Annotated in this window: 16 protein-coding genes; 7 read left to right on the forward strand and 9 right to left on the reverse strand. The window is 66.2% G+C overall.

The genetic code is table 11. The features are described 5' to 3' along the window. Positions 1-47: 47 nt before the first annotated feature. A complete protein-coding gene (locus tag L1O02_RS14915) occupies positions 48-1,043 on the reverse strand; it encodes an aldo/keto reductase (protein ID WP_060843669.1) in 996 nt (331 codons plus the stop codon). Between the two features lie 120 nt (positions 1,044-1,163). On the opposite strand from L1O02_RS14915, the gene L1O02_RS14920 reads away from it, so the two are divergent. Continuing rightward, positions 1,164-2,078 (forward strand): LysR family transcriptional regulator, encoded by a 915-nt coding sequence (locus L1O02_RS14920; RefSeq protein WP_060839424.1) that lies wholly within the window; start codon positions 1,164-1,166, stop codon positions 2,076-2,078. An 88-nt stretch (positions 2,079-2,166) separates the two neighbouring features. Here L1O02_RS14920 and L1O02_RS31115 read toward each other — a convergent pair whose 3' ends face one another. Next, a complete protein-coding gene (locus L1O02_RS31115; RefSeq protein ID WP_256596732.1) occupies positions 2,167-2,295 on the reverse strand; it encodes a hypothetical protein in 129 nt (42 codons plus the stop codon). Positions 2,296-2,466: 171 nt separating this feature from the next. Here L1O02_RS31115 and L1O02_RS14925 point away from each other — a divergent pair, with 171 nt between their 5' ends. Continuing rightward, on the forward strand, positions 2,467-2,655 hold the full coding sequence (locus L1O02_RS14925) for a hypothetical protein (RefSeq protein WP_042941707.1): 189 nt from the start codon (positions 2,467-2,469) through the stop codon (positions 2,653-2,655). Between the two features lie 13 nt (positions 2,656-2,668). On the opposite strand, the gene L1O02_RS14930 is transcribed toward L1O02_RS14925, so the two are convergent. Beyond that, the gene (locus L1O02_RS14930) at positions 2,669-3,049 is read right to left on the reverse strand and encodes a fe2+ zn2+ uptake regulation protein (protein WP_060839423.1); all 381 of its coding nucleotides are present in this window, start codon (positions 3,047-3,049) and stop codon (positions 2,669-2,671) included. Positions 3,050-3,346: 297 nt separating this feature from the next. On the opposite strand from L1O02_RS14930, the gene L1O02_RS14935 reads away from it, so the two are divergent. Next, positions 3,347-5,665, forward strand: a complete 2,319-nt coding sequence (locus tag L1O02_RS14935) for an acylase (RefSeq protein WP_235760174.1) — start codon at positions 3,347-3,349, stop codon at positions 5,663-5,665. A 62-nt stretch (positions 5,666-5,727) separates the two neighbouring features. Here the strand turns inward: L1O02_RS14935 and L1O02_RS14940 are convergent, their stop codons facing one another. After that, positions 5,728-6,729: a FecR family protein gene (locus L1O02_RS14940; RefSeq protein WP_060839421.1), complete on the reverse strand. Its 1,002-nt coding sequence runs from the start codon at positions 6,727-6,729 to the stop codon at positions 5,728-5,730. A 265-nt stretch (positions 6,730-6,994) separates the two neighbouring features. On the opposite strand from L1O02_RS14940, the gene L1O02_RS14945 reads away from it, so the two are divergent. After that, positions 6,995-8,032, forward strand: coding sequence for an Ldh family oxidoreductase (locus L1O02_RS14945; RefSeq protein ID WP_060839420.1), 1,038 nt, complete (start codon positions 6,995-6,997; stop codon positions 8,030-8,032). 52 nt (positions 8,033-8,084) lie between these two features. On the opposite strand, the gene L1O02_RS14950 is transcribed toward L1O02_RS14945, so the two are convergent. Beyond that, a complete protein-coding gene (locus L1O02_RS14950) occupies positions 8,085-8,405 on the reverse strand; it encodes a DUF883 family protein (RefSeq protein WP_060839419.1) in 321 nt (106 codons plus the stop codon). Positions 8,406-8,640: 235 nt separating this feature from the next. On the opposite strand from L1O02_RS14950, the gene L1O02_RS14955 reads away from it, so the two are divergent. Next, positions 8,641-8,895: a hypothetical protein gene (locus tag L1O02_RS14955; protein ID WP_016962601.1), complete on the forward strand. Its 255-nt coding sequence runs from the start codon at positions 8,641-8,643 to the stop codon at positions 8,893-8,895. On the opposite strand, the gene L1O02_RS14960 is transcribed toward L1O02_RS14955, so the two are convergent. Continuing rightward, complete coding sequence (locus L1O02_RS14960; RefSeq protein ID WP_108543884.1) at positions 8,867-9,802, reverse strand: LysR family transcriptional regulator; 936 nt, start codon at positions 9,800-9,802, stop codon at positions 8,867-8,869. The two genes, L1O02_RS14955 and L1O02_RS14960, sit on opposite strands and share 29 nt — an antisense overlap. 84 nt (positions 9,803-9,886) lie before the next feature. Between L1O02_RS14960 and L1O02_RS14965 the strand changes: the two genes are divergently transcribed. After that, positions 9,887-10,807: a carbon-nitrogen hydrolase family protein gene (locus L1O02_RS14965; protein ID WP_060839417.1), complete on the forward strand. Its 921-nt coding sequence runs from the start codon at positions 9,887-9,889 to the stop codon at positions 10,805-10,807. Here the strand turns inward: L1O02_RS14965 and L1O02_RS14970 are convergent. Together L1O02_RS14970 and L1O02_RS14975 are read right to left on the reverse strand one after the other, a co-directional pair. Next, positions 10,800-11,348 carry a GNAT family N-acetyltransferase gene (locus L1O02_RS14970; protein ID WP_060839416.1) on the reverse strand — a complete coding sequence of 183 codons (549 nt, stop codon included), beginning with the start codon at positions 11,346-11,348 and terminating at the stop codon, positions 10,800-10,802. The genes L1O02_RS14965 and L1O02_RS14970 overlap by 8 nt on opposite strands. A 2-nt stretch (positions 11,349-11,350) precedes the next feature. Then, positions 11,351-12,259, reverse strand: a complete 909-nt coding sequence (locus L1O02_RS14975; protein WP_129406159.1) for a LysR family transcriptional regulator — start codon at positions 12,257-12,259, stop codon at positions 11,351-11,353. Between the two features lie 127 nt (positions 12,260-12,386). Between L1O02_RS14975 and L1O02_RS14980 the strand changes: the two genes are divergently transcribed. Beyond that, positions 12,387-13,925, forward strand: a complete 1,539-nt coding sequence (locus tag L1O02_RS14980; RefSeq protein WP_235760175.1) for an MFS transporter — start codon at positions 12,387-12,389, stop codon at positions 13,923-13,925. Here the strand turns inward: L1O02_RS14980 and L1O02_RS14985 are convergent, their stop codons facing one another. After that, positions 13,926-15,179, reverse strand: coding sequence for a ferredoxin reductase family protein (locus L1O02_RS14985; RefSeq protein WP_129406157.1), 1,254 nt, complete (start codon positions 15,177-15,179; stop codon positions 13,926-13,928). Positions 15,180-15,210 lie beyond the last annotated feature (31 nt).

Here is a 15,210-nt window from a genome sequence, read left to right on the forward strand (position 1 = left end):
TGCGCGACGCTTGCGCGCTCGCCCGGCGAGCGCGCAAGCCGCTTGCTTCAACGCGTCAGCAGCGCCATGACCTCTTCGGGATAGCGATTGCCCGCCGTGTTGCCCGGGCTGAAGATCTGCTCCAGCGACGCCAGTTCCTGCGCACTCAAGCGCACCTCCAGTGCCCCCAGGTTTTCCTCCAGATAGCGCCGTTGCTTGGTTCCGGGAATCGGAATCAGGTAGTCGCCCTGTGCCAGCACCCAGGCCAGGGCCAGTTGCCCGGCACTGACCTGCTTGTCCGCCGCCAGTTGCTGCACCTGTTGCACCAGTTGCAGGTTGCGCTGGAAGTTCTGCCCCTGGAAACGCGGGCTCAGGCGCCGGTAGTCATCAGCGGCGAAATCGTCCGGGCTTTGCAGGGCGCCGGTGAGAAAACCCCGGCCCAGGGGGCTGTAGGGCACGAAGGCGATCCCCAGGCGCTGGCAGGCGGCGAGGCAGCCGTTGTCTTCCTGATCCCGGCTCCACAACGAATATTCGCTTTGCAGGGCGCTGATGGGATGCACCTTGTGCGCCCGCTCCAGGGTCGCGGCCGAGGCTTCGCTGAGGCCCAGGTAGCGCACCTTGCCGGCCTGGACCAGCTCGGCCATGGCGCCGACCGTTTCCTCGATGGCCACTTGCGGATCGACCCGGTGCAGGTAGTACAGGTCCAGGGTGTCCACGCCGAGGCGACGCAGGCTGCCGTCGATGGAGGCGCGCACGTATTCCGGGCGGCCATTGACGCCGCGGGCCGTGGCGTCGCCCGGATCGCGGACGATGCCGAACTTGCTGGCCAGGAACACCTGCTGGCGCTTGCCGCGAATCGCCTGGCCGATGAGTTCTTCGTTGCTGTGGGGGCCATACATGTCGGCGGTGTCCAACAGGTTGATCCCCAGTTCCAGGGCGCGGTGCAGGGTGGCGATGGCTTCCCGAGGATCGCTGTCGGGGGTGTAGAAGTCGCTCATGCCCATGCAGCCTAGGCCAATGGCGGAAACCTGCGGACCGTTGTGACCCAGTTGTCGAGTGTGCATCGGTGATTACTCCGGTGAGTGGGGAAGAGCGTGCAGTTTGCTACTCGACAAAAAACCGATAAACAGGCTAAAAACGCTATCACTATTGGTATTTTCTAAATAATCGCGAGCCTGTATTCCATGGACCGTTTCAACGCCATGCGCGTCTTCACCCGCATCGTCGAGCTTGGCGGCTTTGCCCGGGCCGCCGACGACCTGCAACTGCCCCGGGCTTCGGTGACCATCCTGATCAAGCAATTGGAAGCGCACCTGGGGGTGCAACTGCTGCATCGCACCACCCGCCAGGTCAGCCCGACCCTGGACGGCGCCGCCTATTACCGGCGCTGCGTGCAACTGCTGGCGGACCTGGAGGAAACCGAGGCGGCGTTTTCCCTGACCCGGCACCATCCCCGGGGGCTGTTGCGCATCGACATGCCGGTGGGCATCGGTCGCCTGATGGTGATTCCGGCATTGCCGGAGTTCTCCGCCCGCTACCCGTTGATCGAGCTGGAAATCGGCCTCAATGACCGTCCGGTGGACCTGATCCGCGAAGGCGTCGATTGCGCCCTGCGTGGCGGCCCGACGCTGGACGAGAGCCTGGTGGCGCGGCCGCTGGTGCAATTGCAGCAGGTGACGTGCGCCAGCCCCGGCTACCTGCGCCAGCGGGGGATTCCACGGTCCCCGGCGGAGCTGGAGGGGCATCAGATGGTGGAGTACTTCTCCAGCGTCAGCGGCAAGCGCTATGGCCTGGAGTTCTTCGTCGACGGCCAGTTGCGCCAGATGCAGTTGCCCAAGCAGGTGGCGGTCAACAGCGCCGACGGTTACCTGGCGGCCTGCGAGGCCGGTTACGGGCTGGTGCAGACCCCGTACTACAACGTTGCCCGGCAGTTGCAGGCCGGCCTCCTGCAGGAGGTGCTGCAGGACTGCCCGGCGCCGACGCTGCCCTTGACTGCGCTGTATCCGCCCCAGCGCCACCTGTCGACCCGGGTACGGGTGCTGGTCGACTGGTTGGTGGAGCTGTTCGCCCGTCCCGGCAACCTGACTTCGCGCCCCTGAAACCGCCACCCCTGGCAGCAAAACGCCCGCGACGGGGCGGGCGTTGGTGGTAGGCAATGCGCTGCGGCCGATGGATTGGCCGCACGTTTCAGCGGTGGTAGTAGCCGGGACCGCCGTCGTAGTAACGATGATGGCCGCCATCGCGGGGCATGATGATGCAGCCTGACAGGGTCAGGATGGCCAGCAGGGGAATCAGCAGCGTGATTCGACGAAACATTTATCAATCCTCAAAGGGCACGGAAAACGCAACAGGCCGTCAAGTAAGCAAAATCTCCTTGGTGCCTGTACCATGTGACCCCGATTTCCCCGGCTCATCCCCAAAACCTGGTAGGTGCTTGGCATCGACCTTGATACACAGCGGATACATTTTCAGCTTCAGGACCCCGCAATGACCCAGTCACAACGCTTGAAATACTCGATTCTGATTTCCCTGGTGGTACTGGGGATCATGCTTGGCCTTTCCTACCTGCAGAACCACGGTGTGATCAGCGAAAAACTGTTCCAGTACATCGCCATTGGCGTGGCGGTGGTCGTGGTGGTGATCAATGGCGTGATGCGTCGCAAGGTCAAGCCCTGAGCCGCCGGCGGCCTCAGGAGAGGCCGTCGAGTACCGCTGCGGCCCGCTGGTGCAGGCTGTAGCTCTTGTCCGCATTGAGGGTCAGCACGCCCTCGCTGCACAGGCGTTTCAACACTTCCCGGACACTGAGAAACGACAGCGGAATGTCCAGTTCCAGCAATTGGCTGTGGATTCCGCGCACGCCCAGGGAGCGTTCGCTCTGGGCGGCGGTGAGCAGGGCGTCGATGACTTTCAGGCGAATCAGGCTGGTGCGCAGGCCAAAGCTCTTCAGCAGCTGCTTGATGCGCTCGTTGCTGGTGCGCTCGGCGCTGCGGCCGAAGACGCCGGCGCCGGCATTCAGCGCAGGCGGATTGTTCATGGTGGTGCCATCCATTGGCAGTTGCGGGTTGTACATGCAAGAACTCCTTATCAGAGCCTGATCAGGAAAAGAATGATGGGTGCTCTAGTACTAGACGAGCGAGCGCGACCAATCATGAGGCCCGGGATGTAGAAAAATTGTCAGTATCGAGTCACTGACATGTCATGACCGCGGCGGCCGCGGCGATGGGAGTAAATTTTTTTCCCGCTCTTCGTCCTTATGGGCAGGCAGGCGCCGGTTGATCCGTGCGCGGCTGGATTCCCAGACTGGCGGCATCGCCGTACCCCGCCTGCGCACCAGTCCTGGTTGTGTTCTTTTGTATCAGGAGTCGGTGTGATCATTTCCAGGCAGTTCCCGCATTTTGCCCTTGCCGCCGTGTTGCTGAGCCTCGGTTGTGGGGGTCACGCACAGGCGCAGCCGGACTCGGTCCAGGCCGAGATCCGCCGCACCAGCTTTGGTGTCCCGCATATCCGTGCCGCCGATGAGCGCGGACTGGGCTACGGCATCGGTTACGCCTATGCCCAGGACAATCTGTGCCTGATGGCCAATGAAGTGCTGACGGTCAACGCCGAGCGCTCCAGGTATTTCGGTCCGGAGGGCCAGACCCTGGAGCAGCGCGACAATCTGGCCAGCGACCTGTTCTTCAGCTGGCTGAACTCGCCCCAGGCGGTGGCGGCGTTCTGGCAGGCGCAGACCCCGGCGCTGCGCGAGCGCATGCAGGGCTATGTCGAAGGCTTCAACCGGCAATTGCTCGAGCGCCGCGCCCAGGGCCTGCCGGAGCAGTGCCAGGGCGACTGGGTGCGGCCGCTGACCAGCGCCGACCTGGTGAAGCTGACCCGGCGCCTGCTGGTCGAAGGCGGTGCCGGCCAGTTCGTCGAGGCCCTGGCCCTGGCCGCGCCTCCGGGAGACGCCGCCCAGGCGGCCTTGAGCCCCAGGCAGTGGCAACTGGCGGCGAACCGGCAACAGGCTTTTGCCCTGGACCGGGGCAGCAACGCCGTGGCGGTGGGCGGCGAGCGTTCCTTCAATGGGCGCGGTCTGCTGCTGGCCAATCCGCACTTTCCCTGGGTCGGCGGCATGCGCTTCTACCAGATGCACCTGACCATTCCCGGTCAGTTGGATGTGATGGGCGCTGCCTTGCCCGGTCTGCCGCTGATCAATATCGGCTTCAACCAGCACCTGGCCTGGACCCACACCGTGGATACGTCCAAGCACTTCACCCTGTACCGCCTGCAACTGGACCCCAAGGACCCGACCCGCTACCTGCTGGATGGCCGCTCGCTGCCATTGCAGCGTCAGGTGGTGACGGTGCAGGGCAAGACCGCGGACGGTCGCTTGCAGCCCCAGTCGCGCACCCTCTACAGCTCGGTGTTCGGCCCCGTGGTGCAATGGCCGGGGGAGCTGGACTGGAACCGCCAGTACGCCTACAGCCTGCGTGACGCCAACCTCGACAACAGCCGCGTGCTGGCCCAGTGGTACGCGATGAATCAGGCCGGCAGCGTCAGCGACCTGCAAGACAGCGTGCACCGGTTGCAGGGCATTCCCTGGGTCAACACCCTGGCGGTGGATGACCAGGGCCGCGGCTTGTACATGAACCAGTCGGTGGTGCCCAACGTGACCCAGGCCAAGCTGGCGCAGTGCAGCGATCCGCGGGCCGGTACCCGGGTGATCGTTCTCGACGGATCGCGCAGCGCCTGCGCCTGGGATATCGATCCGGCCGCGGCGCAGCCGGGTATCTTCGCCGCCAGCCAGTTGCCGCAGCTGGCGCGCAACGACTACCTGCAGCACGCCAACGACTCGGCCTGGATGGTCAACCCGGCGGCGCCGCTGCAAGGCTTCTCGCCGGTGATCAGCCAGCAGGACGTACCGTTGAAGATGCGTGCGCGTTTCGCCCTGGAGCGCCTGGGCCGGATGCAGCAGATCAAGGCTGCCGATCTGCTGCACATGGTCAGCGACAACCAGGTGTACCTGGCCGGCCTGGTGATGCCGGACCTGCTGCAGTTCTGTGCACAGGACCTGGGCGCCGATGCCCGGCGCCTGGCGCGGCTGTGTGGCAGCCTCGGGTCCTGGGACCGCACTGCCGGCCTGCACAGCGGCCTGGGCCTGGTGTATTTCCAGGGCATCATGCAGCCGCTGCTGCAGGATCCGGACATCTGGCGGGTGGCGTTCGATGCCAGGGACCCGCAGCACACGCCGCGGGGCCTGGCCATCGGCCGCGAACCGGTGGCCCGGGCCCTGCGTGCGGCCATGCTGGCGGCGGCGCAGGTGGTGGACGAGGCCGGGTTGGCCGATGACGTGCGCTGGGGCGAGCTGCAGCAGGTGAGCCGGGGCGGCCGACCGACCCCGGTGCCCGGCGGCCCGGAAAGCCTGGGGGTGTACAACGCCATCCAGAGCGTGCCGGGGGACGGCGGCAAGCGGGAGGTGGTGAGCGGCACCAGCTACCTGAATGTGGTCAGTTTCGATGAGCAGGGGCCGCGGGCCCTGGGGTTGCTGGCGTTTTCCCTGTCCAGCGACCCGGCCTCGGCGCATTTTCGCGACCAGACCGAGGCGTTCGCCGCCAAGCAGTGGCAGGTGCTGCCCTTTACCGAGGCGCAGATCCGCGCCGATGGCCAGTATCAGGTGCAACGGATCCAGGAGCCGCGCCGGGAACCTTAGCCATTGGCGGCGCTGTGAAGGTCGGTGGGATCATCTGGGCCGCCCGGGCAACCGGGCGGCCTTCAGCTGTTTGGCGGGGACTGGGGCAGGGCGTTGATCACCGGGTTGCCCTGGCGATTGCGCGTCAGGTAGACCGGCAGCACCTTGGGCAGCGAGGTCAGCAGGCTCTTGATCTCCCGGGTGTTGTAGATGCCGCCGACGCGAATGCTGCCGGTCTGGCTGTCAGCCAGCTGTACCGGGCTATCCAGATAGCGATTGATCAGCGGCAGGGCCTCGTTGAGGGACAGGTTGTCCAGCACCAGCTTGCCGTTGCGCCAGGCCAGGGAACTGTCGTTGCTGTAGGTCTGGCTGATCTGGGGCGCGTAGTCGCCTTCCTGGTAGCGGGCCTGCATGCCGGGCTCCAGGCGGAAGCCTTCGCCAGGCTGGGCGGTATCGCTGTTGACCAGCACCGAGCCCTGCAGCAGGGTGACCCGCACCTGATCTTCATACATCCACACGTTGAACTGGGTGCCGGTGACCTTGACCTGGCCCCGGGCGGCCTTGACCACGAAAGGATGGGCGCTGTCATGGCTGACCTTGAAGAAGGCCTCGCCCTTGTTCAGGGTGACCCGGCGCTGGTCCTTGTAGTTGCTGTAGGTCAGGGCGCTGCCCAGGTTCAGCTCGACCTGGCTGCCGTCGGCCAGGGTCACGCTGCGCAGGCTGTCGCCGGCTTCGAAGCGTTCGTAGGATGAGGGCAGCCAACCCAGTTCCCAGCCGCTGTAGGCGGCCAGGGGCAGGGCGCACAGGGCAATGGCCGCCGCCACGCCGTAGCGTTGCCAGCTGCGCCGTGGCGCAGGCTGGGGCGCCGGGGTCGACAGGGCGGAGGGTGGCAGTTGGTCGGCCACTTCCCAGATTTCCCGCATGGCCTGGTATTCGAAGGCGTGCAGTGGGTCGGCATCGTGCCATTGCTGAAAGGCCAGGCGTTCGGCATCGCTGCAGTCTGCTTCGTGCAGGCGCATGCACCATTGCGCCGCAGCCTGGGTAATGGCGTCGTACTCGGCTTCTGAGAGGATCTGTTGGCTCATTGACTCTTCCTGATTTCGCGCATTCTACCCTTCGCGACAAGCCTTGGAGAACAACCATGATGGCGATTGCCCAGTAACCGGTGGTTATTTTCATCCGCGATGCCCCTTGGCAGGCGCTGGGGCAGGGTGGCGCATGCCGCCGCGAGGGGGATCCTGGCACCTTCCCTGCAAGCTTCAGGCAGTGGTTGACAGGGTTGCGGCTCGGCGTTGTTTAATCGCGGGTCACGCGCTGTTGCCCCCTCCAATAACTACTCTGGAGCTTCAGATGTCTGCCTCGTCCCCGGTTGTTGATACCCCCTCCGAATACCTGTCGTTCCCGGCTCTGGTGCAGTTGCTGGAGACGATCTTCCTGGGCCACGGCTGTCGCGCCGACGTCGCCCGGTGCCTGGCCGAGAACTGCGCCGGCGCCGAGCGTGACGGCGCCCACAGTCATGGCGTGTTCCGTATTCCAGGTTATGTCTCGACCCTGGCCAGTGGCTGGGTCAATGGCCAGGCGCAGCCGCGGGTGGAAGACGTGGCCGCCGCCTTTGTCCGGGTCGATGCCGACAACGGGTTTGCCCAGCCGGCCCTGGCGGCGGCCCGTGAGCTGCTGGTGCACAAGGCCCGCGAGGCCGGGATCGCCGTCCTGGCCATCCGCAACTCGCACCATTTCGCGGCACTCTGGCCGGATGTCGAACCCTTTGCCGAAGAAGGGCTGGTGGCCCTGAGCGTGGTCAACAGCATGACCTGCGTGGTGCCCCATGGGGCCGACCGGCCGTTGTTCGGCACCAACCCGATCGCCTTCGCCGCGCCCCAGGCCCAGGGCCAGCCGATTGTCTTCGACCTGGCCACCAGCGCCATTGCCCATGGCGATGTGCAGATTGCCGCACGGGAAGGCCAGCGCCTGCCCCTGGGCATGGGGGTCGACAGCCTGGGGCAGCCGACCCAGGACCCCAAGGCGATCCTCGAAGGCGGGGCGCTGCTGCCCTTTGGCGGGCACAAGGGCTCGGCGCTGTCGATGATGGTGGAGTTGCTGGCCGCGGCGCTGACTGGCGGGCATTTCTCTTTCGAATTCGACTGGTCCAATCATCCCGGGGCGAAGACGCCCTGGACCGGCCAGTTGCTGATCGTCATCGATCCGAGCAAGGCCGCCGGACAGAGTTTCGCCGAGCGCAGCCAGGAACTGGTGCGGCAGATGCACGCGGTGGGACTCAAGCGCCTGCCCGGGGAGCGCCGGCATCAGCAGCGCGAGCGTTCACTGCAACAAGGGATTGCCATCGGCGCTGCGCAACTGCAGCAGTTGCGGGATCTGGCGCGGGGCTGAGGGATGCACAGATGCAGGCCAGGCCCACCAGAGGCCCGGCCTGCAGGGGCGGTCAGGAACGACGGCCCAGCAACAGGCCGACCACCAGCCCGACACCGGCGGAGATGGCCACGGTCTGCCACGGATGGCCACCGATGTACTGTTCGGTGGCATCCACCACCGGCTTGCTGCGCTCGCGCACATGGCTCACCGAGTCCAGCGCCTGCTTGAGCTTGAGGCTCACCTGCCGGCGCAGGCTTTCACCTTCTTCGCCCACCAGGGTGGCGCTGCCCTTGAGCAGTTTTTCCGATTCTTCGATCAGCGCCTGCAACTCGCTGAAGGCCTGATCCTTGATTTGATCGTTTTCCGCTTGCGCGGCTGATTTACGAGCCATGAAGTTTTTCCTTGGACAATGTGAACGGTGGTGCATGAGCGCGCCTTCCGGAGCGGGAGGCCGGCTCAAGCCGATTGCAGTCTGCGGCAGCGGCTGCAGTGATCGGGTACCTGCAATGGAGTCCGCTGCCGGGGCAAAAGTTGCAGCCATTTTGCTCCTTGCTCGCCAGTCCGGGGTAAACCCGTCAGCCCCTACAGTGTAAGATGTCGCCTATTTTACGCAGCAGGAATTTCCCATGAGTTTCAATCTGGCTAACAAGCCCCTGGCCGAGCGCGCCGCCATCGAGGACGAGAAGTCCCGTCTGTTCGAACTGTGGCAGAGCAACCTGGGCAAGGCCAAGGGCGAGGCCGCGCGGTTGTTCGGCGAGCGCGGCAAGCGCAAGGGCAAGTGGGCCGAGTGGGTCCGCGCCGAGCTCGACGGCATGTCGCCGCCGGAGTTCTCCAACATGGTGCGCAGCGAAGTCAATCGCCTGATGGCGGCGAACAAGTAAGGGCGAAACTCTCGACGATCGCCTCGCGTACCTTCACCAACAGCGGATCGGTCTGCGGGCTGGTGCGCCAGCCCAGTTCGATCGGATAACGCGGCAGCGCCAGGGGGCAGGGCAGCAGTTGCAGGCCGGTGAGCTCGGCGATGCGCCGGGCGGCATGGTCGGGAATGGTTGCCACCGCCTGGCTGCCCTTGAGCAGAAAGGGCAGCGCGGCAAAGTGCGTGGTCGAGGCGCACACCCGGCGACTGAGGCCCAGGTTCGCCAATCCTTCATCGGTGATGCCGATAAAACCCTGGGACGACACCAGCAGGTGCTCCCGCTCGACGAACTCTTCAAGGCTGATGCGTTGCTGCCCGGGAGCCAGGCTGGCCGGGTCGGCCAGGCACAGGTAAGCCCCTTCTCCCAGCACCTGGCGGCTGAGCAGGCGTTCGGCAAAACCGCCGGCGCTGATGGCCAGGTCGACGCTGCGCTGCAACAGCGCCTCGGCGACGATCTGGCTGTGGGTCTGGCGGAAAATCAGCCGCAGCTTGGGCGCCCGCCGGGCCACGGCCTCGATCATCTGCCGGCCATAGGCAATCTCGAAATCATCCGACAGCCCGACCGTCACCGAGCGCCCCTGATAATCGCCGGTGTCCGGAGCGACCATGGCCAGGCTCTGCCGGCATTTGTTCAGGGCATCGCTGACCACCGGCTTCAACTGATTGGCCTTGAGGGTCGGTGCCAAGCCGCGCCCGGTGCGCACGAACAGCGGATCGCCATACAGCTCCCGCAGCCGGCGCAAGGCCGCGCTCATGGCCGATTGGGTGACCCCCAGGCGCAGGGCGGCGCGGCTGGCGCTGGACTCGTCATGCAAGGCTTCGAAGGCCTTGAGCAGGTTGAGATCGACGCTGGCGATATTCATCTGATTCATATCATTAAGCACTGAGTTGGGGTTTATCGATGATCGGCGGCGCCCGCAGAATGCGCAACACCTGATCGTCCGAGGAAACACGTCATGCCCAAGTCCATCGTCGCTGCCCTGCAAATCGGTGCCCTGCCTGAAGGCAAGGCGGCCACCCTGGAGCAGATCCTGTCCTACGAAGCCGCCATCATCGAGGCCGGTGCGCACCTGGTGGTGATGCCCGAAGCGCTGTTGGGGGGCTACCCCAAGGGTGAAGGCTTCGGCACTCAACTGGGCTATCGCCTGCCGGAAGGGCGCGAGGCCTTCGCCCGCTACTTTGCCAATGCCATCGATGTCCCCGGGGCCGAAACCGAGGCCCTGGCCGGGTTGTCGGCGCGGACCGGGGCCAATCTGGTCCTGGGGGTGATCGAGCGCAGCGGCAGCACCCTGTATTGCACGGCGCTGTATTTCGACCCGCAGGCGGGGCTTGTGGGCAAGCATCGCAAATTGATGCCCACCGGCACCGAGCGGCTGATCTGGGGCAAGGGGGACGGCTCGACCCTGCCGGTGCTGGACACCCAGGTCGGCCGGGTCGGCGCGGTGATCTGCTGGGAAAACATGATGCCGCTGCTGCGCACCGCGATGTATGCCCAGGGCATCGAAGTCTGGTGCGCGCCGACGGTGGACGAGCGGGAAATGTGGCAAGTGAGCATGCGTCATATCGCCCACGAGGGCCGCTGCTTCGTGGTCAGCGCCTGTCAGGTGCAGGCCTCGCCCGAGGAACTGGGGCTGGAGATTGCCAACTGGCCGGCGCAGCGGCCGTTGATTGCCGGCGGCAGCGTGATCGTCGGGCCCATGGGCGATGTGCTGGCCGGGCCGCTGGTGGGCCGCGCCGGGCTGATCAGCGCCGAGATCGACACCGCCGACCTGGTGCGTGCGCGTTATGACTACGACGTGGTCGGCCATTACGCCCGCCCGGATGTGTTTGAACTGACCGTGGACCAGCGCGCCCGCCCCGGAGTGCGCTTTACCTGAGCCGGCGCCACTCTTCGCGGGTGATTTCCCACAGCTCCACGGGGAACCGCCCGCTGACGAATTCGCCGTCCCGGGAGTCGATCAGGCGCATGCCGCCACGCTCGGAAATCCGCCGCGATCCCTGGTTCGGCGCCGCCTTGGGCACGCGCATCAAGGGCCGTTGCAGCACCTCGAACCAATAGTGGTCCACCGCCTTGCAGGCTTCGCTCATGTAGCCCTGGCCCTGCCATGGCGGGGCCAGCCAGAAGCCGCGGTTGTCGTCCACCTGGTCCATCAGGCTGATGCAGCCGATCATCTGGCCCGGGTCGCTGCGCCGGCGCAGGGTCCAGTGCCATTCCGTGCCTCGGGCCATGGCCGGCAGGGCCAGGTCGCGCACGTAGCTCAAGGCACCGTCGGCCGGGTAGGGCCAGGGCACCAGGGCGTTGAGGTAGCGCACCACTTCCCAATGTGGAAACAGCTGCTGGATGGCGTCGGCATCCGCCAGTTCCAGGGGTCGCAGCAACAGGCGCTCGGTGTGCAGGGTGGGCAGGTTGCCAATCATCGTCAGGACTCCTTGTGAGGTTTGCCGAGCAGCAGATGCTCGCCGAGAAAGTCGACGAACACCCGCAGCTTGGGCAGCAGGTGCCGGCTGCTGGGCCAGAGTATGGAGAACTTGCCGCGCTCTTGCTGGAAGTCGTCCAGCACCGACACCAGGCTGCCGTCGGCCAGGGCGCCACCGACCACGAAATCCGGCACGTAGGCGATGCCCAGGCCCTGGGTCGCGGCATGGATCAGCGACTCCAGGTTGTTGCTGGTCAGGGCGCTGCCCAGCACCAGCGGCGCGGCGCTGTCGGCCAGGTGCAGGCGCCACGGCTGCAGCTGGGTGCCACCGGGGAACTTGTAGCGCAGGCAGGCGTGGTGCTCCAGGTCCCTGGGCGTCTGGGGCGTTCCGCGGCGCGCGAAGTAGCCGGGCGCGCCGACCAGCACGAAGCCGAAGGGCCCGAGGTTGCGGGACCTGAGCTGGGAGTCCGGCAACTCGCCGCTGCGAATCACCGCATCCACCCCTTCGGCGATCACGTCGATCAGCCGGTCGTTGAAATCCAGGTCCAGTTCGATGTCCGGATAGCGCGCGGAGAACGCCGGAAGGATCGGCAGCAACATGCGATAGCCGATGGCCGGCAGGCTGACCCGCAAGCGCCCCCGTGGCGCATCACTGATCCGCGCCAGTTCGGCTTCCGCTTCCTGTACCTGATCGACGATGCGCTGGCCGCGTTCGTAGAACAGCGTGCCTTCGTCGGTCAGGCTGATGCGCCGGGTGCTGCGGTTGAGCAGGCGCACGCCGAGCCGTTGTTCCAGGCGTGACAGGGCCTTGCCCACCGCCGAGGCGGACAGCCCCAGGCGTTCACCGGCGGCCACCAGGCTGCCGCTCTGGACCACGCAGACAAACACTTGCAGGCCGTTCAGGTTGTCCATGGCGCTCCTCGATTGCAGCGTTTTTTTCCGTAAAGAGCGGAATAATGCCCTGTTTTTTACCAATTGCGGCCTGCCTATCCTGGGTTTTTCTTCCAAGAGCCCTGATGACCGGGGCGTAGAGGTGTCCGTGAATCCTGAACTCGACCTATCCCTTGGGCTGCCGGCTCGTACCCGCGAGCGGGGTGCCTACGGCGTATTGGCAGCGGTGTGCCTGGCGGCGCTGATGCTGCCCCTGACCTTTGTCGGGGTGGCCGTGGCGACCCCGGCCATCGCCCGCGAACTGGGGGGCAGCCCCCTGGCCCTGAGCTGGACCACCAACGCCTTCATGCTGACCTTTGGCAGTGTGTTGATGGCCGCCGGGACCCTGGCCGACGAGTACGGTCGCAAGCGCCTGTTCAGCCTGGGGGTGGCGCTGTTCGGCCTGAGCTCCCTGGCCCTGGTGTTCGTGCCGTCGCTGCTGTGGCTCAACCTGCTGCGCGGGGTCCAGGGACTGGCCGGGGCCGCCGCCCTGGCCGGTGGTTCGGCGGCCCTGGCCCAGGCCTTCGACGGCCCCGGGCGGACCCGGGCCTTCAGCCTGCTGGGCACCACCTTTGGCGTCGGCCTGGCCTTTGGCCCGATCCTCGCCGGGGTCCTGGTGGAACACAGCGGCTGGCGCGGGATCTTCGTCTCCGGAGCGCTGATCGGCGGCCTGTCCCTGGCCTTTGGCGTGCCGCGCATGCAGGAGTCCAGGGATCCCGAGGCCCGGGGCGTGGACTGGCCCGGGACCTTGAGCTTCACCCTGGCCCTGGTGCTGCTGACCTGGGGCATTCTGCAGGCGCCGCAAAGCGGCTGGGGCAGCCCCTGGGTTCTGGCGCTGCTGCTGGGAGCGCTGCTGGCGCTGGGGCTGTTTGTCGTCGTGGAGCGGCGGGCGGCACGGCCGATGCTCGACCTGTCGCTGTTTCGCTACCCGCGCTTTGTCGGGGTGCAGGTGCTGCCTATCGCTACCTGCTATTGCTACGTGGTGCTGCTGATCCTGCTACCGATCCGCTTTATCGGCGTCGAAGGCTACAGCGAGATCGACGCCGGGCTGCTGATGCTGGCCCTGTCCGCGCCGATGCTGGTGGTGCCGTTGGCTGCGGGCTGGCTCAACCGCTGGTTCAGCGCCGGCAATCTGTCGAGCCTGGGGCTGGTGGTGGCCGCCGGCGGACTCTGGTGGCTCAGTCGCCTGGCGCCGGGGCAGGGCAGCGGCGAACGGGTCTGGCCGTTGCTGGTGATCGGCCTGGGCAGCGGCCTGCCCTGGGGCTTGATGGACGGTCTGTCGGTGAGCGTGGTGCCCAAGGAGCGGGCCGGCATGGCCAGTGGCATCTTCAGCACCACCCGGGTGGCGGGCGAGGGCATTGCCCTGGCCCTGGTGGTGGCCTTGCTGGCGGCACTGCTGCAACAGGCCCTGGGCGCCCAGGGGGCCACGGGCGAGTCCCTGGTGCTGGCGGCCCGGCAACTGGCCGGGGGGGATCTGGCGGCCAGTGCCGGGACTTTGCCGAGCGGGTCCCGGGAGGCGTTGCTGCAGGGCTATGCCCAGGCCTTCAGCCAGCTGTTGCAGGTGCTGATGGTCATCACCCTGGTGGCGGCCCTGGTGGTGAAGGTGGCGTTGCATGAGCCGCGCCACCCGCGTCGCTTGCGGAGCTGATCAGCGGAACTCGAAGAACTCGTAGTGCAGGTTGGCTTCGGGAATCCGGTACTGGTGCATCAGCTCGCGGACCTGGGCCAGCAGACCCTTGGGGCCGCAGAAACTGATGCGTATCTGCTGCGGGTCGGTTTGCGCCGCGCTGCGTTGCAGGGTTTGCGCCAGGGACTCGGTGCCGCCGCTGTTGGCGACGAAGTCCACGCCGCGAGCCTGGGCCATGCCCTGCAGGGTGTCGACGCTGGGAAAGGCCCGGGACGGGTTGTAGCAATACACCAGGGTGGCCTTGTCGAACTCCCCGGCGGCCGCGTCCTGCAGCCAGGAAATGAACGGCGAGATGCCCACTCCGCCGCCGATCCAGATCTCCCGGGCCGCCGCCTCGGGCCGCTTGAAGCGGCCATAAGGCGCGTAGAGATCAGCACGCATGCCGACCTTGACCTGCTTGCGCAGCCGTTGGGTGTAGTCGCCCAGGGCGCGGATGACGAACTCGATGCGCCCGTCCTCGGCCTGGGCACTGGCGATGGTGAAGGGGTGCGGCTCGCGCAGGCCCTTTTCCTGCATCGACAGAAACGCGAACTGCCCGGCCTTGAAGGGAAAGCCGCGGCCCAGGGGGCGCAGTTCCAGGTGCAGGGAGTTCTTCTCCACCCTGACCGCGCTCACCTGATACTCGCCGGCCTTGGCCACCAAGGGGTAGAGCAGCAGTTTGTACAGGGCGCCCAGCACCCCGAGGATGCACAGCGCGCCAAGCCACAGGCCCGATGGCGAGTCCAGGGTGATCGGCGACTTGAAGCTCAAGCCGTGCAGGATGACGATCAGGAACAGCGGCCCGGACAGCTTGTGCCACCAGCGCCACTGGCTGTAGGGAATGTTGCGGTTCAGTGCCAGGAGCACGATCAGGCCCAGGGCCACGTAGCTCAACTGGCGCACCAGGCGCGTCCAGTACTTGGACAGTTCGAGGATCGGCACGCTGTTCCATTCGTCCAGGTTGGCCTTGAACACCAGGTGATAGCTGGCGAACGCCAGGGCCCAGATCCCCAGCCATTTATGCACCTCGTAGACCCGGTCAAGGCCGCCGAACAGGCGCTCGACAACGCCCCAGCGGGCGGCCAGCAGGCAGGACAGGGCCATGTAGGCCAGGGCGGTGCTGCCCAGGACCATGCTCAGGGTGGCGGAGGTCAGCCAGGTGGTGGAAGGGATCTCCAGCAGGAGGGTGAACGTGGTGATCAGCAGAACGCCGATTATCGTGTGCCAGGTTTTCAAGGGTGCATGACTCCGCTCAGGAAATGCCGTC

Source organism: Pseudomonas sp. BC42, from assembly GCF_021560055.1.
Taxonomy (GTDB): Bacteria; Pseudomonadota; Gammaproteobacteria; order Pseudomonadales; family Pseudomonadaceae; genus Aquipseudomonas.

Coding starts and splice junctions, on each gene's coding strand:
- L1O02_RS14970 (WP_060839416.1), bottom strand. CDS start 11,348: ATGATTGGCAACCTGCCCACCCTGCACACCGAGCGCCTGTTGCTGCGA.
- L1O02_RS14915 (WP_060843669.1), bottom strand. CDS start 1,043: ATGCACACTCGACAACTGGGTCACAACGGTCCGCAGGTTTCCGCCATT.
- L1O02_RS14955 (WP_016962601.1), top strand. CDS start 8,641: ATGAGTTTCAATCTGGCTAACAAGCCCCTGGCCGAGCGCGCCGCCATC.
- L1O02_RS14925 (WP_042941707.1), top strand. CDS start 2,467: ATGACCCAGTCACAACGCTTGAAATACTCGATTCTGATTTCCCTGGTG.
- L1O02_RS14965 (WP_060839417.1), top strand. CDS start 9,887: ATGCCCAAGTCCATCGTCGCTGCCCTGCAAATCGGTGCCCTGCCTGAA.
- L1O02_RS31115 (WP_256596732.1), bottom strand. CDS start 2,295: ATGTTTCGTCGAATCACGCTGCTGATTCCCCTGCTGGCCATCCTGACC.
- L1O02_RS14950 (WP_060839419.1), bottom strand. CDS start 8,405: ATGGCTCGTAAATCAGCCGCGCAAGCGGAAAACGATCAAATCAAGGAT.
- L1O02_RS14975 (WP_129406159.1), bottom strand. CDS start 12,259: ATGGACAACCTGAACGGCCTGCAAGTGTTTGTCTGCGTGGTCCAGAGC.
- L1O02_RS14940 (WP_060839421.1), bottom strand. CDS start 6,729: ATGAGCCAACAGATCCTCTCAGAAGCCGAGTACGACGCCATTACCCAG.
- L1O02_RS14945 (WP_060839420.1), top strand. CDS start 6,995: ATGTCTGCCTCGTCCCCGGTTGTTGATACCCCCTCCGAATACCTGTCG.
- L1O02_RS14930 (WP_060839423.1), bottom strand. CDS start 3,049: ATGTACAACCCGCAACTGCCAATGGATGGCACCACCATGAACAATCCG.
- L1O02_RS14960 (WP_108543884.1), bottom strand. CDS start 9,802: ATGAATCAGATGAATATCGCCAGCGTCGATCTCAACCTGCTCAAGGCC.
- L1O02_RS14920 (WP_060839424.1), top strand. CDS start 1,164: ATGGACCGTTTCAACGCCATGCGCGTCTTCACCCGCATCGTCGAGCTT.